Source organism: Streptomyces sp. CB01635, from assembly GCF_002803065.1.
Lineage (GTDB): Bacteria > Actinomycetota > Actinomycetes > Streptomycetales > Streptomycetaceae > Streptomyces.
This window is the reverse complement of the sequence record NZ_NNBL01000026.1, coordinates 61,549-82,499: the sequence shown is the minus strand read 5'-3', so window position 1 is coordinate 82,499 and position 20,951 is coordinate 61,549. Positions and strand designations below refer to the sequence as shown.

Sequence of the window (20,951 nt, the reverse complement as noted above, 5' to 3'; positions counted from 1 at the left end):
GAAGCGTCAGACCCCAGGATCAACTCCGCGTACTCCCGCGGTATGACACGAGAGGGCGGCGCCTCCCCCATCCCGTAGGGGAGACGCCGCCGGTTCCGCGGGTCGGTCAGCGCTGCACGAACACGTAGTCGGCCCGGTACGGCACACCGACGACCGTGCCGGGATCGCAGCTGCCCGCCGGGGCGACTCCGCCGACCGTGTTCAGGCGCAGGATCTCGGCGGTGCCGGAGAGCAGCCCGTGCCGCTTGCCGGTCTGCGTGGCCCTGAGGTCCAGCTCAGGGATGTTCCCGTCACCGTTCGGGGTCTTGCTGATGAGCTTGCCGGTGACGGCGCTGCGGTCGGGCGCGGTCCACTGCGGCGTACCGGAGTTGGGCGCCGTGAAGGTGTGGGCGATGTTGCCGCCGAGTACGGCGCGCACGTCGCGCTGCGCGAAGGCGTACGTGCCTGACCCGTCGTCCGCCTTCCGGCACTGATAGATCTGCCGGCCGCGCACGACCGAGGCCTGTACGTGCGAGAGCGCGTCGCGGAAGGCGAAGTCCGTGCTGACCTTGTGGAGCTGACCCCGGACGGCGCCGCCCGGGAACTCGGCGGTGTGCAGATTGGCGTAGAACCCGCCGGGGTTCTTCGTCAGGCGGCCGAGCAGGGCGCGGTCCTTGACGGTGACGGAGCCGGTGACCTGGTGGTTCCTGATCCTGCCGAGGAGGCCGGTGAAGTCGACCTTCACCCCGCCGTTCGTGCCCTTCGCGCCCTCATGGATGTGGAGCATGGTGGGCTTCGCGGTACCCCGCCACTTGACCGCGACCGACACCCGGTCGCCCTTGACCTTGATGAACTCGAGGGCCGCGCCGTCCTTGTCGCCCACGGCGGGGCCACCCTTGACCGGTACCTCCGCCGCGCCCCTGAGACCGGCCGCGAAGAGCGCGCCGCCCCGCCCGCCGGAGAGCGAGCCGTGGGCGTCGAGAGACTGGACGCCGTGCGCCGCGTGGCCGGAGCCCTCGCGCTCGCCGTTGTCCGCGACGGCCGGCAGAACGGCCGCCGTCACGCCGGCTGCGGCAGCGGCCGCCACCCCGGTGAGCACGAGGGTCTTGCGCCGCTTCGAATTCGTTCCGAGAGTGCCCATGATCGTTGTTCCCCCTGTCGGAGCCGGCACCCCCTGCGCCGGCTTCCAGGCATGAGTACGGAACGAATCTCAGTCTGGACTCAATCCAATGATGTGATCTGCGCCACATCGCGATCGGTCGAGTAGGACCTCGCAAGGACCACGGTCCCGGGGTCGAGCAGCAACGGTCACTGACCTCACCGGCCCGCGCGCGGCGGCCCGGTGAGGCGGAAGGGCGTCAGCCCGCCCGGTGCACCACCGCGTCGCACAGCTCCAGGAGAGCCGCCTTCGCGCCGCACTCGGGCAGCGGCGCGAGGGCCGCCCGCGCCTCCTCCGCGTACCGCACCGTGTCCTTGCGGGCCTGCTCCAGGGCGGGGTGGACGCGCAGTCGCGCGAGCGCCTCGGCGTGGCGCGCGTCGTCCGTCAGGTCGGAGTCGAGGAGCTCGCACAGGGCGCGGTCCTCGGGCAGGCCGAGCTGCTCGGCGCGCTCGCGCAGCCGAAGGACCGGCAGCGTGGGGATGCCCTCGCGCAGGTCGGTGCCGGGGGTCTTGCCGGACTCGTGCGAGTCGGAGGCGATGTCCAGGACGTCGTCGGCGAGCTGGAAGGCGACGCCGAGCCGCTCGCCGTACTGGGCGAGGACGTCCACGATGCGCTCGTCGGCGCCCGACATCATCGCGCCGAACCGCACGGCCACGGCGATCAGCGAGCCGGTCTTGCCGCCCAGGACGTCGAGGTAGTGGTCGACCGGGTCGCGGCCGTCGCGCGGTCCGGCCGTCTCCAGGATCTGCCCGGTGACGAGGCGTTCGAAGGCCTCCGCCTGGATGCGGACAGCCTCGGGCCCGAGGTCGGCCAGCATGTGCGAGGCACGCGAGAAGAGGAAGTCGCCGGTCAGGACCGCGACGGAATTGCCCCAGCGGGTGTTGGCGCTGTCGACGCCGCGGCGCACGTCGGCCTCGTCCATCACGTCGTCGTGGTAGAGCGTCGCGAGATGCGTGAGCTCGACGACGACGGCGGCGGGCACGACACCCGGCGCGTACGGATCGCCGAACTGCGCGGCGAGCATCGCGAGGAGGGGCCTGAAGCGCTTGCCGCCCGCACGGACGAGATGCTGCGCGGCCTCCGTGATGAAGGGGACCCCGCTCTTCGTCGCCTCGAGCAGACCCTCCTCGACAGCCGCCAACCCGGCCTGGACATCGGCTTCGAGAGCCTGGTCCCGCACGCTAAGACCGAAAGTCCCGACGACGGTCACGAGAGGTTCTCCTGTCTGCTGACGATCACATGGCGAACTCGGTCGATCATTTGGTCGATGACACGGTTTGTCGATGTGTCGCTGCCATCACTCAAGTCAGCGTATCCGGTCGCGTTTCGATCACAGTGGGGGCCTGCCCGCACAGACCAGGCCGAGCGGCCCACGAACACCCCCGGTATGTTCTTGATCAGCTCATACGACCGAGAAGACCGGGAGTCTCGCTTTTGTCCCGCACCACGGCCGAGGCCGAGCCGAACGAACCGCTGAGCGACCAGCCGCCGCCGGGCGACGACCACGCGTTCTTCGGCCAGCCTCGCGGCCTGCTCACGCTGTCGGGCCTCGAGGTCTGGGAGCGTTTCTCGTTCCTCGGCATGCAGGCCATCCTCGTCCTCTACTTCGCGGACACGGTGGCACACGGTGGCCTGGGCATGTCCGCGGGGACGGCGGCCTCCGTATCGGCAGCGTACGGAACGCTCGTCTACCTCGTCTCGGTGGGGGGCGGCTGGCTCGCCGACCGGATCCTCGGCTCGTACCGCGCGGTCCTGTACGGCGGCATCCTGATCGCCTGCGGCCACTACGCGATGGCGGTGCCGACGGCGGCCATGACCTGGGTCGGCCTCGGCCTGATCAGCGCGGGAACCGGCCTGGTCAAACCCAATGTCGCCACCATGGTCGGCAAGCTCTACCGCACCGACGACGAACGCCGCGACGCCGGCTTCGCGCTGTACTACATGGGCATCAACATCGGCGCCTTCGCGGGCCCGTTGGTCACCGGCTGGCTCGGCGACCACAAGGGCTGGCACTGGGGCTTCTCGGCCGCCGCGATCGGCATGACGTTCGGACTCGTCCAGTACGTCGCCGGGCGACGTCACCTGGCCGGGCGCAGACACGCCGCCGAGTACGCACTGCCACCCGAAGGGATGCGACGCGCGGTCCGGATGATGATCGCGGGCGCGGTCGTCGTCGCCGCACTCGCCGTGATCCTCGTACGGGCCGGCTGGCTGACGATGGACCGCTTCGTGGACGTCCTCACGGTCATCTCGGTCATCGCGCCGGTCGTGTACTTCGCGGTCATGTTCCGCAGCCCCCGCGTGACCGCCGAGGAGCGCGGCAGGCTCAAGCCGTACGTCGTGCTCTTCCTGGCCTCCGTGGTCTTCAACTTCATCCTGTTCCAGGCGTACTCGACGATGATCCTGCTGGCCTCGACGAACGCCAGGACCGAGATCCTCGGCTTCCACTTCCCCGCCAGCTGGTACGCGTCCGCGCTCGGTGCCTTCGAGGTCGCGCTCGCCCCCGTGGTGGCCGGCCTGTGGGCCCGGATGGGACCGCGCCAGCCGCACGCCTCCAACAAGATCGCGTTCGGTGTGATCCTGGGCGGTATGTCGTTCCTGCTCATGGTCATCCCCACCTCGGGCCACAGCGGGGACACGTACAAAATGGCCGCCTGGTGGATCGTCGGCTCGTATCTGCTGCTCGGCCTCGGCGACATCCTCCTGGAGACCTCCGGCATGTCGGCGACGACGAAGCTCGCCCCGAAGGCCTTCTCCAGCCAGACCATGTCCCTGTGGTTCCTGTCGCTCGCCCTCGCCAACGGCATCCAGGCACAGACCGTGAAGCTCTACGGCGAGGTCTCCAATCCCGCGTACTTCGGCGTCAACGGCGCCATCGCCGTCGTCATCGGCCTGGCCGTGATCGCGCTCGCGCCGTGGCTGCGCAGGACCATGCACCCCGTTCACTGAGGTAACTCCCATGTCAGAAACCCCGGCCATCACCATCCGCACCTCCTTCCCCTACGAGACGACCCGCGAGGACGTTCGCGTACCCCTGCCGGACGGCACCACACTGTTCGCCCGCATCTGGCGTCCGGTGACCGACGAGCCGGTGCCCGCCATCCTCGAGTACCTCCCGTACCGCCTCAGCGACTGGACAGCGCCGCGCGACTGGCAGCGCCACCCCTGGTACGCGGGCCACGGCTACGCCTCCGTACGTGTCGACGTACGCGGGCACGGCAACTCGGAGGGCCTGCCCGGCGACGAGTACGACACGACGGAACTCGCGGACGGGGTCGCCGTCGTCAACTGGCTGGCCGAACAGCCCTGGTGCACCGGCAAGGTCGGCATGTTCGGCATCTCCTGGGGCGGCTTCAACTCCCTCCAGATCGCGGCCCTCGCGCCCGAGCCGCTCAAGGCGGTCGTCACGGTCTGCTCGACGGACGACCGCTATGACAACGACGTGCACTACATGGGAGGTTCCGTCCTCGCGGTGGACATGCACGCGTGGGCGGCGACCATGCTCGCCTTCGTGTCGCGCCCGCCCGACCCCCAGTTCGTCGGCGAGGGCTGGCGCGACATGTGGCTGGAGCGCCTCGAAGCGGTCGACCCGTTCATCCACACCTGGCTCGGCCACCAGACGCGCGACGCCTACTGGCAGCACGGCAGCGTCTGCGAGGACTACACCGCCGTACGCGCGGCCGTCCTCGCGGTGGGCGGCTGGCACGACCCGTACCGCGACACCGTCCTGCGCCTCGTCGAGAACCTGCCCGACCAGCAGGTACGCGGGATCATCGGCCCCTGGTCGCACCAGTACCCGGACCGCGGCCTGCCGCCGGGCCCCGCGATCGGCTTCCTCCAGGAGACCCTCCGCTGGTGGGACCACCACCTCAAGGGCGCCGACAACGGCGTCATGGCGGAGCCCAAACTCCGCTCCTGGATCAGCGACTCGCACCCGCCCGCCACCGTCTACCCGACGCTGCCCGGCCACTGGGTCGGCGACCCGTCCTGGCCGTCCCCGAACGTCGCCCCCCTCGCCTACGCCCTTCAGGGCCCACCCGTGATCGTGAAGTCGCCCCAGCAGACGGGCCTCGACGCGGGCCGCTTCTTCCCCTTCGGCAACGACGCGGACCTGCCGCCGGACCAGCGGGACGAGGACGCGAAGTCGGCGTGCTTCGAGTTCGAGGTGCCCTCGGATCTGCAGGTCCTCGGCCGGCCGCAGGTGACGCTGCGCATCACCAGCGAGGCACCGCGCGGGCAGGTCGCCGTCCGGGTGTGCGACGTGGCGCCGGACGGCTCCTCGACGCTCGTCACACGCGGCGTCCTGAACTTCTCCTCTCGCGAGGGCCGGGACAAGGCCGTCGCCTGGTCCCCCGGCACCACGGACGAGGTCTCCTTCGAGCTGAACGGGATCGGTCACACCTTCCCGGCCGGGCACCGCATCCGCCTCGCGGTGTCGTCCGCGTACTGGCCGTGGATCTGGCCGCAGCCCGGATCCGAGGCCGGCTTCACCCTCGACCCGGCGGGCAGCACCCTCGAACTGCCGGTCAGGATGGTCGACGCCGAGAACGGCGCCGACATCGGCTTCGAGCCACCCGAACAGTCCGAGCCCATGGGTGTCGTCCACCCGGCCACCCTGGACGAACAGCGCCCCGAGCGGCTCTGCGTCCGCGACGTCGCCAAGGGCGAATGGCGCCTCGAGGTCGACCCGCGCTACGGCGGCACCCGGGTCTACCCCGACGGCCTCGAATTCACCGAGGACGCCGTGGAGACGTACGTCATCCAGGAGGCGGACCCACTCAGCGCGCGCACCCGTTCCGACTGGTCGATCCGCCTGCACCGGCCCGAGCTGGCATGGGACGTGACGATCAAGACCCGCTCCGAGATCGCCTGCGACGCGACGGACTTCATCACCAGCAACGAGGTGGTGTGCCGGGACGGCGGCGAGGTGGTCTTCCACCGGACATGGGAGCAGCGGATTCCGCGTACGGCGGGGTGAGGTGCGGTGGAGGTGAGGGTGAGGGCGGACCGGGACGGCGGGTCGCCGGCCGATACGGGGCGGCCGGCCTACGCCCGGCCCCCGAACTCCCGCTCCAGGACAACCCCCACCCCGTCCTCCTCATGGGACAGGGTCACCTCGTCGGCCGCCGCCCTGAGTTCGGCGTGGGCGTTGGCCATGGCGACGCCGTGGCCGGCCCACGCGAACATCGGCAGGTCGTTCGGCATGTCGCCGAAGGCGATCGTGCGCTCCGGCGTCAGACCGAGCCGTTCGGCAGCCAGCGCGAGCCCCGTCGCCTTGGTGACGCCCCACGGCTGGAGCTCCACGGTGCCGGGGCCCGACATGGTGACCGTCGCCAGATCGCCGACGACCGCCCGTGCCACCGTCGCCAACTCGTCGTCGCTCAGCCGGGGATGACGGAGCAGCACCTTGCTGATGGGCTCGGCCCACAGCTCCTCGCGGCGCTCGATCCGCACGGCGGGGAGCGTGGGGTGCGGCATCACGTAGCCCGGCTCGATGAGCGTCAGACCGTCCGTACCGTCCTGATCGACCGCCGCGTCGACCTGGCCGACCTCGGCCTCGATCTTGCCGAGGGCCTGCTCGGCGAGGTCGCGGTCGAGGGTCAGGGACCACACGATGCGGTCCGTCGCCGCGTCGTACAGCTGGGCGCCCTGGGCGCAGACCGCGAGGCCGGCGCCGCCGAGCTCGCCGAGCAGCTGCCGCACGCGCGGCGCGGGCCGCCCCGTCACCACGAGGTGCCGGGCCCCCGCGGCTGCCGCGGCCGCGAGGGCGTCGCGCGTCCGTTCGGAGACCGTGTCGTCGCCGCGCAGCAGCGTCCCGTCCAGGTCTGTGGCGATGAGTTCGAACGGAGCGGAGCGAAACGGAGCGGGCATGATCGAGAGAATACGGACCGCTCCGCCGGGTCACTGCGCCCGGTCACCCCCTCCGTCGCCCCGCCCGTTCACCCCAGCGCGGGGCGCCTCACGCGTGTGCCGCCGCGAGATGCTTCACCAGCCGCGGCGACGCGAACTCGGTGCCGCACACGAACCTCATCACCGGCCCGAACGACGACCCTCCCAGCATGCCCGTGAAGTAGAGCCCCGGCACCGAGGACACATAGCCCGTCCCCAACTTGGGGGTGCCCCGGCTGGCGGCGATCCGGGTCCGCAGACCGTCGCCGAGGAAGTCCATCGCGGCGAGGTCCACGCGGTAGCCGGTCGCGGCGATGACGTGGTCCGCGGTCAGCTCCTCGCGGCGCCCGCCGGGGGCCCGCACCGCGAGGGCCGCGCCTCCGTCCGCCGCGGCGGACCCCACGATTGCTTCCACCTCGCGCACCCGCACCTTGTCCTCGAACCGCTCGCGCAGCCACCACGCCCCGAGCGGCCCGAGCACCCGCCGGACGAGGAAGTGCCGTGCCTGCGGCGGGAGATGGCGGTACGGGTGCGGGTAGTACGTCAGCGCGTACAGCGACCAGGCCCGGCCGAACGGCGTCTCGGGGCGCAGCTTCGGCTGGCCCCACGGCGGCGCGCCGAATCGTACGGAACCCGTGCCGCGGGCCACGATCCGCACGCTCGCCCCGGCCTCCGCGGCGAGCGCGGCGGTCTCCAGGGCGGACTGCCCGGCGCCGACGACGATGAGTTCCCTGCCGGAGAAACGGGACAGGTCGTGGTGCTGCGAGCTGTGGGAGACAGGGCCTGTGGGGGCGGGGCCGTCGGGCGCCGCCGCGGCGAGCTCGTGCGGCAGGTGGTCGAGGCCCGACAGGCCGGTGGCGACGACGACCGCGCGGGCCGTGAACTGCTCGCCGGAGTCCAGCTTGACCTCGAAGTTCTCGTGTCCGCGCCGGTCCACCGACACGACCCTGACCCGCTCCAGGTCGGGCACGAGCTTCTGCTGGAACCAGTCCCCGTAGGCGACGAACGTCTCGACCGGGACGATGTCCTCGTCCGTCACGAGGCGCGGGATCCCCGCGGCGTCGCAGTAGTCGACGAGGTCGTGGCCGCGCTGCGGGGCATCGATGTTCGAGGCGGACGGCACGGACTTCAGGAGCATTCCCGCGGGCATGTGCGAGCGCCAGCTCACCATGGGTTCGCCGAAGACGCGTACCGGAATGCCGCGTGCCCTCAGATGGGCGGCGGTCGACAGGCCGTACGGGCCCGCTCCGATGACAGCTACCGGATGAATCACGAAGTCCCCTCCCCAGGGAAGAACATTTGCTTCCTACTTCGCGTTGACACTTGGCACTTGGTACTCAGTGGTGGTCGTGCGCTATTTGGTCCTGGTCGTGCCGCTGCCTCGGCGGTTGGTCCGCCACAGCTGGTGGAGGTGGCGGGCTCCTGGGCCCACGAAGCGGGCGAGCATCGTGAACAGGGGCCGCAGGTCGTCGGTGGCGAGCCAGGCGAGCTCCGTGCCCGTGGCGCGGGCCGGTGCGTGCGGGGTCGTGTAGCCGCTGCGGCGGTAGGCGATGAGAGCGGGCAGGTCGATGTTCTCCACCACGTACCGGTGGCCCGCGCGCTGTTCCCCCTCCGGGACGGCGCGGCCGGTCAGGTCGAGGTGCATGGCACGGACGACGTCGATCCCGGACTCGCTCTCGAAGAGCCGGAACTGGGCGCCCATGCGCGGATTGAAGTCGAGGAGCTTGTACTGGCCGTCGCGCCGGTCGAAGCGCAGGTCGAGGTCGATGACGCCGGTGAAGCCGATCTGTTTGATGAAACGCGCGGCGAGGTCCGCGAGTTCCGGATTGTCGACGACGTACGCGTTCGCCGTCATGCCCGCGTGCGGCGGCCAGGAGCGCACCTTGACGCCGGTGAAGAGGGCCAGTGGCGAAGAGTCCGCGTCGAAGTACGCGTGCACGATCCAGTCCTCGGCCTGCTCCCTCGGCAGGTACTCCTGGAGGATCACGCCGGGCTGCCCGCCCCAGTCGCGGGCGAGTTCGAGCAGGCCCTCGGGGGTCGCGATCTTCGTCGTGCCGTTCACCGCGGGCTGTTTGCGGCGCGTGAACGCCTCCCGGTTCTTGGCGACCACCGGGAAGCGGGCCGACGCGGCGAACTCCTCGATGTCGGCGTACGACTCGGGGAACGAGGCCGCCGGCGACGCGACGCCGTGCTCCACGCACAGTTCGTGCAGCCCCTGCTTGCTGGCGAGGCGGCGCGGCAGGTCCCGCTCGACGCGGGGGAACAGGAACTTCCCCTCGTCTGCCAGCTCTTCCTGGTGCTCGGCGATGAGGACGGCCGCCTCTTCGTCGGTCGGGATCAGGACCGTGGGCCTGCCGATCCGGCGCGCGATGCGCAGCATGCCCTCGACGAGCCGCTCCGGTTCCTCGGCCCCGGTGGTCCGCCAGGGAAAGGCCCGGCGCAGATAGCGCGAGGACGCCGCGGGCGTGTAACGGTCCTCCGTGATCGCGTACATGGGCACGCCGAGGCGGCCCAGGCTGCGGATTGCTCCCACTCCTCCGTGATGCAGTGGATAGTCTCCGAACTTGACGATCAGGCCCGGCACGTCCCGGTCGCATTCGAACGGCACGCTGCTGGCGCTCCTGGCCACGGGTCCCCCCACGTGTCCTGTCCCCCTTCGGACCCGGACCCACCCCGCCCGCGTCCCCCGATAGGACGCTAAGCCGGAATTGACCACTCCAGCAAGGCTTATCCGGACATTGCGAACTCTTTAGACACTGCCCCAACGCGCCGCTCCCACGTAACGTGTGGCCCACCCATATGGAAAGCGAGGCAGGTACGCATGTCCGAGCAGACCCCGCTCACCCCCCTCGACCTCCCCGAAGGCGACCCCTTCGGACCGCACAACCTCCCGTACGGGGTGTTCTCCCTGCCGGGAGAGGCCGTGGAAGCGCGCCGGGTCGGCGTGCGCCTCGGCTCGTACGTGCTGGACGCGGGCGCCGCGGCGGCCGCGCTCGGCTCGCCCTACGTCTCCCTGCTCGCCCGTCCCACCCTGAACCCGCTCATGGCGGCGGGCCGCACCGCCTGGTCGGACGTGCGCCGCGCGCTCACGGCCTGGGTCACGGTCCCGGCGCACCGCGAGACCGTGCGCCCCCTGCTGCACCCGCTCGCCGAAGTCACGCTGCACCTCCCCTTCGAGGTCGCGGACTACGTCGACTTCTATGCCTCGGAGAACCACGCCCGGAACCTGGGCCGGATGTTCCGCCCGGACGAGGAGCCCCTGAAGCCCAACTGGAAGCATCTGCCGGTGGGTTACCACGGTCGCGCCGGGACGGTCGTGGTCTCGGGCACGGACGTGGTCCGCCCCTCGGGCCAGCGCAAGCCCCCGGCCGACCCGGCCCCGGTCTTCGGCCCGTCGGTGCGGCTCGACATCGAGACGGAGCTCGGCTTCGTCGTCGGGACGCCGTCCGCGCAGGGCACGCCGGTGCCGCTGTCCGCGTACCGCGACCACGTGTTCGGGCTGTGCCTCCTCAACGACTGGTCGGCGCGCGACATCCAGTCCTGGGAGACCGTGCCGCTCGGCCCGCACCTCGGCAAGTCGTTCGCCACGTCGGTCTCGGCCTGGATCACCCCGCTGGACGCGCTGGACGAGGCGCGCGTGGCGCCCCCGGAGCGCACATACCCGCTGCTGCCGTACCTGGACGACACGGCGCCCTCCCCCGACGGCATCGCGGACGAGCCCGGCGGCTACGACCTGCACATCACTGTCACCCTCAACGGCCATGTCATCTCCGAGACCTCCTCCGCCTCCCTGTACTGGACGGCGGCGCAGATGCTGGCGCACATGACGGTGGCCGGCGCCTCCCTGCGCACGGGCGACCTGTACGGCTCCGGCACCATCAGCGGCGCCTCGGAGAACGCACGCGGCTCCCTCATCGAAATCACCTGGAACGGCCGCGACCCCATCGAACTCCCCGACGGCAAGCGAACGTTCCTCGAGAACGGTGACGTGGTCACGATGACGGCCTGGGCCCAGGGCCCGGACAACACCCGCGTGGGCCTCGGCGAAGTGACGGGGCGGATCGTGGCGGGCGCCTGAGCAGAGCTCGGCCCCGGGGTCAGTACTGGAGCGCCGTCGCCACGTCACGGCCGATGCGTTCGACGGCATCGAGGTCGAGGCCGTAGTGCACGAAGCGGCCGTCGCGTTCGGTGCGCACGAGGCCGAGGTCGCGCAGCGCGCGCAGATGGCGGGAGACCTGCGGGCGGGTCATCGAGAGCCTGTCCGCCAGGTCGGCCGTGGTCAGCGGCTGACGCGCGATGAGCCGGCACAGGCGCACCCTGCGCGGGTCCGTGAGGGCGAGCATCCGGCTGCGGGCCAGAGTGACGCCGACCTCGGGGGCGTCCACCGGGAAGTGCAGGACGGGCGGCAGCCCGGGTTCGTTCTTCACGATCAGGTGCGGCGCCCCGTAGCGGGTGGGGATCAGCAGCACCTGGGTGCGGGCCGGGGTGATCACCGAGTGGTGCAGCTTGTCGAAGACGACGCGGGGCGGGCCGGCAAGGAGGGTGCTCGACGGTGCCAGCGAGGTCAGGGCCTCTGCCGGCCCCTCGTCGGCGAGGCGCTGGCGCATGCGGTGGGCCGCGGCGGCCAGCGCGGGTTCCGCCTCGGCCCACAGGTCGGTGAAGAAGGCGGGACGGCACAGGCCGAGGAAGGCGAGCAGTTCGGCGCGCACTCGTTCCGGATCGCCCAACAGGTCCGCGGCGAGCGCCCGGTGGGGCGCGGGCAGCCCGGAGACCGCGTGCCGCAGCGCCGCGGCCCGCGCGGGTTCCTGGAGCAGCCGGGCGAAGTCGAAGCCGCGGTAGCCGCTGGCACAGGCGTAGGCCGTCAGCTCCGCGAACCGGTCGGTCGGCAGCTCGGCGAGGGCGCGCAGCTGCTCGGGCAGGGTGCGCCGGGCGCCGTCGGCCGCGAGGTAGAAGCCGCGCCAGCGCAGGGCGGCCCACAGCGGCGAGAACCGTTCGAGACCGGCACGGAAGTCGTTCCGCGCCGCGCCGACGACCCGCTCGGCCAGCGCACGGTGCTCGGGGTGATGGGACCGCTCGGTCAGCACGTGCAGGGCCGCGGCCAGCTCAGCGAGCGGGGACACCCCGACGGCGAAGTGGGCGGGGGTGGCCCCTTCGAGTACGAGGACGACCGACATGAACGGGAGTGTACGGAGCGACGGCGCTCCGCTTCGGGCCTGGCCGCACTGACGTGCCGGCCCGCTTCCCGGGGTGGACGGCCGGGATGCGGCAGACCGTGTCCTGGGGTAGGCGGTTGGACGCCGCGGGGCGCTTCCCGGGGTGGGCGGTGGATACGAGGGGGCGCCGCCCGGCCAGGACGGTTGGGAAGCGGCGGACCGCATCCGGACCAGGACAGCTGAACCGGCAGGCCGCACCCTGGCCTGGACGGTCGGACGCGGCGGACCGCTTCACAGCGCGGACGGCCGGGATGCGGCAGACCGTGTCCCGGCCAGGGCGGCTGATCACGGCGGACCCCATCCGGGTCTGGCCCGGGCGCCCGGGCCAGGCCCGTTGAACTCCGCGCCCGGGTCAGGCCCCGTTGAACTCCGCCCGGGCCGCCGCCAGGAACGCCGGGTCCGTCGTCAGGTCCAGGACCACCCGGGCCAGGCCCGTCGCGGCGATCTGCGCGCGGTCGTGGGCGAAGCCGGTCGCCGCCGCGTCGCGCATCGCCTCGGAGTGGCTGGGCGTGCCGTGCGGGGCGATCTGCACATAGGGGTGGATGACGGGCACGAGCTGCGACAGATTGCCGATGTCGGACGATCCCGCCGGGGTGTCCGGGTCGCCGGGCACGATGTCGGCGAGACCGAGGCCGCGCACCGTGCCCCCGAAGCGTTCGGCCATCACGGCGTTGTTGCGCCGGTCCGCATACATGGGCCCGGTCTCCGTCAGCTCGGCCTCGGTCTCGGTGGCGAGCGCCGCGCCCAGGGCGGCCTTGCGCACCCGCCTCACCAGCGCCTCTGCGGAGGCTGCCGTCCGGTCGCGCACATAGAGGTCGACCGAGGCGTGGGCGGGCACCACGTTGGGGGCCTGCCCGCCGTCCGTGATGATCCCGTGCACGCGGGCCGAGGGCGGCATGAACTGGCGCATCGCGTCGAGCGCCTGGAGGAAGAGCTGGGCGGCCGCGAGCGCGCTGCGCCCCTCCCACGGCGACTTCGCGGCGTGCGCGCTGACGCCCGTGAAGTCGGCCCGCAGGTGCGCGGCGGCCAGGCCGTGCCGGGTGGTCAGGGAGCGGTCGGCCGGGTGGAACATCACCGCCGCGTCGACTCCCTCGAAGACCCCGGCATCGGCGAGCCGGATCTTGCCCGCGCCGCCCATCTCCTCGCCGGGCGTGCCGATCACCGCGATCGTGCCCGGGTGGTCGGGCATGGCGCGCACGGCCGCGATCGCCGCCGCCGCGCCGCCCGCCGCGATGAGGTTGTGACCGCATCCGTGCCCGATCCCGGGCAGCGCGTCGTACTCCGCGAGCACGGCGACGTACGGGCCCGGCGTGCCTGTCCCGTGCACCGCGACGAACGCCGTTTCCAGTCCGCCGGCGGGCGACTCGACGGTGAAGCCCTCCTCGCCGAGCCACCCGGTGAGCGCGTCCCGCGCGTGGAACTCGGCGAACTTCAGCTCGGGCCGCCCGTGCACGGCCCGGCTCACCTCCTCCATACGCGGCCGCAGCGCGGTCAGCTCCGCGGTGAGCATCTCGGTCGAGGTCGCCGTGGCGGCGGTGGCGGGGGTGGGGGAAGCGGCGGGCACGGGGGACTCCTGACGTGCTGATGAGCTGGGTCGTACGTCGAGACTGCGGCCGGCGTCCCACTCCTCGGCCGCGATTACCGCACGCCAGGTAACCCTGGTCAGACTCCTTCCTGCTGCTCGTAGGGTCGCCGCACCGCAGACCACCCCCAGCAGACGTACGACAGAAGGAGGGACCGATGGCAGCCGTGGACGCCCCTGCCGCAGCACCCGCGCCCCCGCACGGATTCATGAGATTCCTGGGCGGGATCGAACGGGCGGGCAATCGCCTGCCGCACCCCTTCTGGCTCTTCTGGATCCTGTTCGCCGTCACGGCCGTGGCCAGTTGGGGCATGGCCGAGGGCGGGCTCGGCGTCGCCGACCCGGGCACCGGCAAGCAGGTCGCCGTACGGACCGTGCTCACCGTGAACGGTGCCCGCGAGTTCCTGTCCTCCGTCGAGCAGAACTTCGTGACGTTCGGCCCGCTCGGCACGGTCACGATCGTGATGCTCGGTGTCGCGGTCGCGGAGCGCACCGGCCTGTTCGAGGCACTCGCTGTGAAGTCGCTGTCGCGTGTCTCGGCGAAGTACGTGGTGCTCGCCGTAGCCCTCGCCGGCGCCCTGTCGAAGTTCCTGTCCGACTCGGCCTACATCATCCTGATCCCCCTCGGCGCGATCGCGTTCCAGACCGTGGGCCGGTCCCCCGTACTCGGCATGATCGTCGCGTTCGTCTCCATCAACGCGGCCGGGGACGCCAACCCCCTCATCGCCCCCGGCGACGCGGCCTTCGCCGCGATGGCGACCGAGGCCGCCCAGACCGTCTCCCCGCACGCCTCCGTGCGCCCGACGGACAACATGTACTTCACGACCGTCTCGGCGATCGTCCTCGCGCTCGTCATCACCTACGTCACCGAGAAGGTCCTGGCCCGCCGGGAGCACACTCTGCTGCCCGACGACGCCGAGGCCGCAGTGGAATCGGCCCGCCCGGCTCCCGGCCCCCGTGAGGTACGGGCGCTGAAGCTCACCGGCCTTGCCGCGCTTACCTATTGGAGCCTGGTCGCGCTCGCCGTCCTGCCCCGGAACTCGCCGCTGCGGGCCCCCGACGGCGCGATCGTCGAATCCCCGCTCTTCGACAACATCGCCGTCTTCCTGGCGCTGTTCTTCCTGGTCATCGGCTTCGTCTACGGACGCCTGACCGGGGTCATCGGCTCCAACCACGACGTGCCCGCCTTCATGGCGGACGGCCTGCGCTCCATCGCACCGCTGCTCGTGATCTTCTTCGCGGTCTCGCAGTTCGTGGCGCTGTTCAAGTGGACCAACATCGGTACGTACGTCGCCGTGCGCGGCGCCGACGCCATCCGTGACGCGGGTGCGCCGACGCTCGTCCTCTTCGCCCTGCTCATCGTCGCAGTCGCCTGCATGAACCTGCTGATCACCAGCGGGCAGGCGCTGTGGGCCCTCGTCGCGCCCGTCCTCGTACCGATGCTGATGCTGCTGCACATCAGCCCCGCCACGACCATGGCCCTGTACCGGATCGCCGACTCCTGCACGAACTCCATCACCCCGATGTCGACGACCTTCATGCTGACCGTCGGCTTCATCCAGACCCGCAAGAAGCGGGCCGGGATCGGCACACTCGTCTCCTGCACGCTGCCGGTGGCGCTCAGCATGCTCGTGGTGTGGACGGTCCTGTTCTTCGTCTGGTGGCTGTTCAGGATCCCGCTGGGGCCGGGGGCACCCGTGCGATGACGGGCTGAGGAACCGTCACCAGTCGATGTCGTCGGGTTCCGGCTCCGGCTCGTGCTCGGGCCAGTGCTCCTCCGGCGCCGCCTCCGTGGCGGTGGCGGAGGCGGTCGGGGCCGAGCCGCCACCGGAACCGGCGCCGTCCAGGCCCGCCAGGACGCCGAGCACACCCTCGCCCCACGTCGCCAGCTTCTTCTCGCCGACGCCGCCGATCGTGCCCAGTTGGCCGATGGACGTCGGGTGTTGGAGGGCGATCTCCTTGAGCGTCGCGTCGTGGAAGATGACGTACGCCGGGACCCCGTTCTCCTTCGCCTGCGCGCCGCGCCATGCGCGCAGCGCCTCGAACACGGGCAGCAGCTGCTCCGGCAGGTCCGCCGCGGGCGACTTCGTCTTGCGGTCCCGCGAGGCCGACCGGGACGTGGCGGGGCGCGGCGCCTCCTTGCGCAGCCGCACCTCCCGCCGGCGCCCGAGGACGCTCCCGCTCTCCTCGGTGAGCACCAGCGTCCCGTACTCGCCCTCGACCGCGATGAGTCCCTGCGCGAGCAACTGCCGTGCCACGCCCCGCCATTCGGCCTCGCTCAGGTCCTCGCCGATGCCGAAGACGGAGAGCTGGTCGTGGTCGAACTGGATGACCTTGGCCGTGCGCCGGCCCATCAGGATGTCGATGACCTGGCCCGCGCCGAACTTCTGCCTGCGCTCCCGGTCGAGACGCACCACCGTGGAGAGGATCTTCTGAGCGGCGACGGTGCCGTCCCAGGTCTCCGGCGGCGAGAGGCACGTGTCGCAGTTGCCGCAGCTTGCCGCCTGCGGCTCCTGGCCGAAGTACATGAGGAGCTGGGACCTGCGGCACTGCGCCGTCTCGCACAGCGCCAGCATCGCGTCGAGGTGGGACCCCGCCCGACGCCGGAACGCCTCGTCCCCCTCCCCCATGTTGATCAGCTTCCGCTGCTGGACGACGTCCTGCAGCCCGTACGCCATCCAGGCCGTGGACGCGAGCCCGTCACGGCCGGCGCGACCCGTCTCCTGGTAGTAGCCCTCGACGGACTTCGGGAGATCGAGATGCGCGACGAACCGGACGTCCGGCTTGTCGATGCCCATGCCGAACGCGATGGTCGCGCAGACGACCAGGCCCTCCTCACGCAGGAACCGGGACTGGTGCGCCGCGCGGGTGCCCGCGTCCAGGCCCGCGTGGTACGGGACCGCCTCGATGCCGTTGCGGCTGAGGAACTCGGCCGCCGCCTCCACCGACTTGCGCGACAGGCAGTACACGATGCCCGCGTCGCCCTCGTGCTCCTGCTTGAGGAAGCTGAGGAGCTGCTTCTTCGGGTCCGCCTTCGGCACGATCCGGTACTGGATGTTGGGCCGGTCGAAGCTCGCCACGAAGTGCTTCGCGTCCGGCATGCCCAGGCGCTCGGTGATCTCCTGGTGCGTGGCGTGCGTCGCCGTCGCCGTGAGCGCGATGCGCGGCACGTCCGGCCAGCGCCGGCCGAGGACGGACAGGGCCAGGTAGTCCGGGCGGAAGTCGTGCCCCCACTGCGCCACACAGTGCGCCTCGTCGATCGCGAAGACGGAGATCCTGCCGCGGGAGAGCAGGTCGAGCGTGGAGTCGAGGCGCAGCCGCTCCGGCGCCAGATAGATGACGTCCAGCTCGCCCGCGAGGAACTCGGCCTCGACGGTGCGGCGCTCGTCGAAGTCCTGCGTCGAGTTCATGAACCCGGCGCGCACGCCCAGCGCGCGCAGCGCGTCCACCTGGTCCTGCATGAGGGCGATGAGGGGCGAGATCACGACGCCCGTGCCGGGCCTGACCAGGGCCGGGATCTGGTAGCACAGGGACTTTCCGCCGCCGGTCGGCATCAGGACGACGGCGTCCCCGCCGTCCACGACGTGGTCGATGATCGCTTCCTGCTCGCCGCGGAACGCGTCATATCCGAAGACGCGGTGCAGCGTCTCCAGCGCGCCGCCGCGCATCGCCGTCGCCACGCCGGGCTCCGTCACCTCGCTCATGCCACCGATCCCATTCATCGCCCTGTCCCCCGTACGTCCATACTTTGTGGTTCGACCACTGCTGCCACGATAGGGCTCCGCACCGACAGCCCGAAAAGTTATCCACAGGCTGGGGGTGAAGTCACCTCCCGGCCGGGGTCCCGGAACGCCTCCGCCCGGCATCCCCTCGCGGGGACACCGGGCGGTGACGACGGTGCGTGGCGCGGTTACCGCACGAACACGCTCGCCTGGTTCGCCAGGTCCAGGAAGTACTGCGGCGCGAGGCCCAGCACCACCGTGACCGCCACACCCACCGCGATCGTGGTCATGGTCAGCGGCGAGGGCACCGCGACCGTCGGGCCGTCCGCCTTCGGCTCGCTGAAGAACATGAGCACGATCACCCGGATGTAGAAGAACGCCGCGATGGCCGACGAGATCACACCGACCACGACGAGCGCGCCGGCCCCGCCCTCCGCCGCCGCCTTGAACACGGCGAACTTTCCGGCGAAGCCCGAGGTCAGCGGGATACCGGCGAAGGCGAGCAGGAACACCGCGAAGACGGCCGCGACCAGCGGCGAGCGGCGTCCGAGCCCCGCCCACTTCGACAGGTGCGTGGCCTCGCCGCCCGCGTCCCTGACCAGCGTCACCACGGCGAACGCGCCGACGGTCACGAAGGAGTACGCGCCCAGGTAGAAGAGCACGGACGAGATGCCGTCGGGCGTGGTGGCGATGACACCGGCGAGGATGAATCCGGCGTGCGCGATCGACGAGTACGCGAGGAGCCGCTTGATGTCGGTCTGGGTGATCGCGACGATCGCGCCGCCCAGCATCGTGATGATCGCGATGGCCCACATGACCGGCCGCCAGTCCCAGCGCAGGCCGGGCAGGACCACGTACAGAAGCCGCAGGAGGGCGCCGAAGGCGGCGACCTTCGTGGCGGCCGCCATGAAGCCGGTGACCGGTGTCGGCGCGCCCTGGTAGACGTCCGGGGTCCACATGTGGAACGGCACGGCGCCGACCTTGAACAGCAGGCCCATGACGACCATGGCGACGCCGATGAGCAGCAGCGCGTCGTTCCCCATGGTGTCGGCGAGCGCCGGGTCGATGTTCTGGATCGATCCGTCGACGACGTCGGCGATCGTCGCGTACGACACGGAGCCCGCGTACCCGTACAGGAGGGCGATGCCGAACAGGGTGAACGCCGAGGCGAAGGCGCCGAGGAGGAAGTACTTGACCGCGGCCTCCTGCGACATGAGCCGCTTGCGGCGGGCCACGGCGCACAGGAGGTAGAGCGGCAGGGAGAAGACTTCCAGGGCGATGAACAGCGTCAGGAGGTCGTTCGCCGCGGGGAAGACCAGCATGCCGCCGATCGCGAAGAGCGCGAGCGGGAACACCTCGGTGGTGGTGAACCCGGCCTTGACGGCGGCCTTCTCGCTGTCGCTGCCGGGCACGGACGAGGCCTGCGCGGCGAACGAGTCGACGCGGTTGCCGTGCGCCTCCGGGTCCAGACGGCGCTCGGCGAAGGTGAAGATCGCGACGAGGCCGGTCAGCAGGATCACGCCCTGGAGGAACAGGGCCGGGCCGTCGACGGCGATCGCGCCCATGGCCGCGATGTGCGCCTTCGTGGTGCCGTACCCGCCGGCCGCGAGCCCGACCACCGCGGCGAACGCGGCGGCCAGGGCGACGACGGCGAGGAACACCTGGACGTAGTAGCGGGACTTGCGCGGCACGAACGCCTCGACAAGGACCCCGAGGACCGCCGCACCGAGGACGATCAAGGTGGGCGACAATTGGCCATATTCGATCTTTGGCGCGTCGATCTTGGAAATGGGATCGGCCGCCGTTGTCCACAGGCTGTGGACGGCTGCTGCGCTCACTTGGCCGCCTCCACCGCTGGCTTCGGGTCCTTCTTGTGTACGTCGGACAGGGTCTGCTTGACCGCCGGGTTCACCAGGTCGGTGACCGGCTTCGGGTAGACGCCCAGGAAGATCAGCGCGGCGATCAGCGGAACGACCACCGCGAGTTCCCGCACGCGCAGGTCCGGCAGGGACGAGACCTCCGGCTTCACCGGGCCCGTCATCGTCCGCTGGTAGAGGACGAGCGTGTAGAGCGCGGCGAGCACGATGCCGAAGGTCGCGATGATCCCGATCACCGGGTAGCGCGAGAACGTGCCGACCAGGACCAGGAACTCACTCACGAAGGGCGCGAGGCCCGGCAGCGAGAGGGTCGCGAGGCCGCCGATCAGGAACGTGCCGGCGAGCACCGGGGCGACCTTCTGCACGCCTCCGTAGTCCGCGATCAGGCGCGAGCCACGGCGCGAGATCAGGAAGCCCGCCACCAGCATCAGGGCGGCCGTCGAGATCCCGTGGTTGACCATGTAGAGCGTCGCGCCCGACTGGCCCTGGCTCGTCATCGCGAAGATGCCGAGGACGATGAACCCGAAGTGCGAGATCGACGCGTACGCCACCAGGCGCTTGATGTCCCGCTGGCCGACCGCGAGCAGCGCCCCGTAGACGATGCTGATGAGGGCCAGTACGAGGATGACCGGCGTCGCCCACTTCGAGGCCTCCGGGAAGAGCTGGAGGCAGAAGCGGAGCATCGCAAACGTGCCGACCTTGTCGACCACCGCCGTGATGAGGACGGCGACCGGGGCGGTGGCCTCCCCCATCGCGTTCGGCAGCCAGGTGTGCAGCGGCCACAGCGGCGCCTTCACCGCGAAGGCGAAGAAGAAGCCGAGGAAGAGCCAGCGCTCGGTGCTGGTCGCCATGTGCAGCGAGCCGTCGGCCCGCGCGGCGGCGATCTCCTGGAGCGAGAAGTTCCCCGCCACCACGTAGAGACCGATCACGGCCGCCAGCATGATGAGGCCGCCGACGAGGTTGTAGAGCAGGAACTTCACGGCGGCGTAAGAGCGTTGGGCCGCCGCGTTCTCGTCGCTGCCCGCGTGGGCACGGTCCCCGAAGCCGCCGATGAGGAAGTACATCGGGATGAGCATGGCTTCGAAGAAGATGTAGAAGAGGAAGACGTCGGTGGCCTCGAAGGAGATGACCACCATCGCCTCGACGCCGAGGATCAGGGCGAAGAAGCCCTGCGTCGGGCGCCACCTCGAACTTCCCGTTTCCTGCGGGTCGGCGTCGTGCCAGCCCGCGAGGATCACGAACGGGATCAGGAGGGCGGTGAGCGCGATGAGCGCCACCGCGATGCCGTCCACGCCCAGCTCGTACCGCACCCCGAAGTCCTTGATCCAGGAGTGGGATTCGGTGAGCTGGTAGCGGGCGCCGCCGGGCTCGAAGCGCACGAGCACGACCGCGGCCAGCACCAGCGTGGCGAGCGAGACGAGCAGCGCCAGCCACTTCGCCGCCGTGCGCCGCGCGGCCGGTACGGCAGCCGTGGCGATGGCTCCCACGGCGGGGAGCACCGCCGTCGCTGTCAGCAGAGGAAAGGACATT

The 20,951-nt window shown here is 71.1% G+C and carries 14 protein-coding genes; 4 read left to right on the top strand and 10 right to left on the bottom strand.

Translation table 11 applies throughout. The annotated features are described in order from the left end of the window. Window positions 1-106: 106 nt before the first annotated feature. Window positions 107-1,120: a CHRD domain-containing protein gene (locus CG723_RS37705; protein WP_100598043.1), complete on the bottom strand. Its 1,014-nt coding sequence runs from the start codon at window positions 1,118-1,120 to the stop codon at window positions 107-109. 217 nt (window positions 1,121-1,337) lie between these two features. Next, complete coding sequence (locus CG723_RS37700) at window positions 1,338-2,348, bottom strand: polyprenyl synthetase family protein (protein WP_100598042.1); 1,011 nt, start codon at window positions 2,346-2,348, stop codon at window positions 1,338-1,340. 224 nt (window positions 2,349-2,572) lie between these two features. On the opposite strand from CG723_RS37700, the gene CG723_RS37695 reads away from it, so the two are divergent. Together CG723_RS37695 and CG723_RS37690 are read left to right on the top strand one after the other, a co-directional pair. After that, window positions 2,573-4,087: a peptide MFS transporter gene (locus CG723_RS37695; protein ID WP_199842053.1), complete on the top strand. Its 1,515-nt coding sequence runs from the start codon at window positions 2,573-2,575 to the stop codon at window positions 4,085-4,087. Window positions 4,088-4,115: 28 nt separating this feature from the next. Then, a complete protein-coding gene (locus tag CG723_RS37690; RefSeq protein WP_100598078.1) occupies window positions 4,116-6,116 on the top strand; it encodes a CocE/NonD family hydrolase in 2,001 nt (666 codons plus the stop codon). Window positions 6,117-6,184: 68 nt separating this feature from the next. Here CG723_RS37690 and CG723_RS37685 read toward each other — a convergent pair whose 3' ends face one another. The 3 genes from CG723_RS37685 to CG723_RS37675 all read right to left on the bottom strand — a co-directional run bounded on the left by CG723_RS37685 (window position 6,185) and on the right by CG723_RS37675 (window position 9,635). Then, window positions 6,185-7,009, bottom strand: coding sequence for an HAD family hydrolase (locus CG723_RS37685; RefSeq protein WP_100598041.1), 825 nt, complete (start codon window positions 7,007-7,009; stop codon window positions 6,185-6,187). Between the two features lie 88 nt (window positions 7,010-7,097). After that, window positions 7,098-8,300, bottom strand: coding sequence for an NAD(P)-binding domain-containing protein (locus CG723_RS37680; RefSeq protein ID WP_100598040.1), 1,203 nt, complete (start codon window positions 8,298-8,300; stop codon window positions 7,098-7,100). A gap of 81 nt (window positions 8,301-8,381) precedes the next feature. After that, window positions 8,382-9,635 (bottom strand): carboxylate--amine ligase, encoded by a 1,254-nt coding sequence (locus CG723_RS37675; RefSeq protein ID WP_100598039.1) that lies wholly within the window; start codon window positions 9,633-9,635, stop codon window positions 8,382-8,384. 213 nt (window positions 9,636-9,848) lie between these two features. On the opposite strand from CG723_RS37675, the gene fahA reads away from it, so the two are divergent. Then, the gene (fahA, locus tag CG723_RS37670) at window positions 9,849-11,105 is read left to right on the top strand and encodes a fumarylacetoacetase (RefSeq protein ID WP_100598038.1); all 1,257 of its coding nucleotides are present in this window, start codon (window positions 9,849-9,851) and stop codon (window positions 11,103-11,105) included. Between the two features lie 19 nt (window positions 11,106-11,124). On the opposite strand, the gene CG723_RS37665 is transcribed toward fahA, so the two are convergent. Together CG723_RS37665 and CG723_RS37660 are read right to left on the bottom strand one after the other, a co-directional pair. Further along, a complete protein-coding gene (locus CG723_RS37665; protein WP_100598037.1) occupies window positions 11,125-12,201 on the bottom strand; it encodes a DUF5937 family protein in 1,077 nt (358 codons plus the stop codon). A 391-nt stretch (window positions 12,202-12,592) separates the two neighbouring features. Further along, window positions 12,593-13,804: a M20 family metallopeptidase gene (locus CG723_RS37660; protein WP_234374716.1), complete on the bottom strand. Its 1,212-nt coding sequence runs from the start codon at window positions 13,802-13,804 to the stop codon at window positions 12,593-12,595. Between the two features lie 176 nt (window positions 13,805-13,980). Here CG723_RS37660 and CG723_RS37655 point away from each other — a divergent pair, with 176 nt between their 5' ends. Continuing rightward, on the top strand, window positions 13,981-15,528 hold the full coding sequence (locus CG723_RS37655; protein WP_234374715.1) for an AbgT family transporter: 1,548 nt from the start codon (window positions 13,981-13,983) through the stop codon (window positions 15,526-15,528). A gap of 15 nt (window positions 15,529-15,543) precedes the next feature. On the opposite strand, the gene recQ is transcribed toward CG723_RS37655, so the two are convergent. The 3 genes from recQ to CG723_RS37640 all read right to left on the bottom strand — a co-directional run bounded on the left by recQ (window position 15,544) and on the right by CG723_RS37640 (window position 20,950). Further along, window positions 15,544-17,526 (bottom strand): DNA helicase RecQ, encoded by a 1,983-nt coding sequence (gene recQ / locus CG723_RS37650; RefSeq protein WP_442802625.1) that lies wholly within the window; start codon window positions 17,524-17,526, stop codon window positions 15,544-15,546. A 206-nt stretch (window positions 17,527-17,732) separates the two neighbouring features. Continuing rightward, entirely contained in the window at window positions 17,733-19,382 is a 1,650-nt protein-coding gene (gene nuoN, locus CG723_RS37645) for an NADH-quinone oxidoreductase subunit NuoN (protein ID WP_100598035.1), read from the bottom strand. Beyond that, window positions 19,379-20,950: an NADH-quinone oxidoreductase subunit M gene (locus CG723_RS37640; protein WP_100598034.1), complete on the bottom strand. Its 1,572-nt coding sequence runs from the start codon at window positions 20,948-20,950 to the stop codon at window positions 19,379-19,381. The genes nuoN and CG723_RS37640 overlap by 4 nt, the downstream gene beginning before the upstream one ends. Window position 20,951 lies beyond the last annotated feature (1 nt).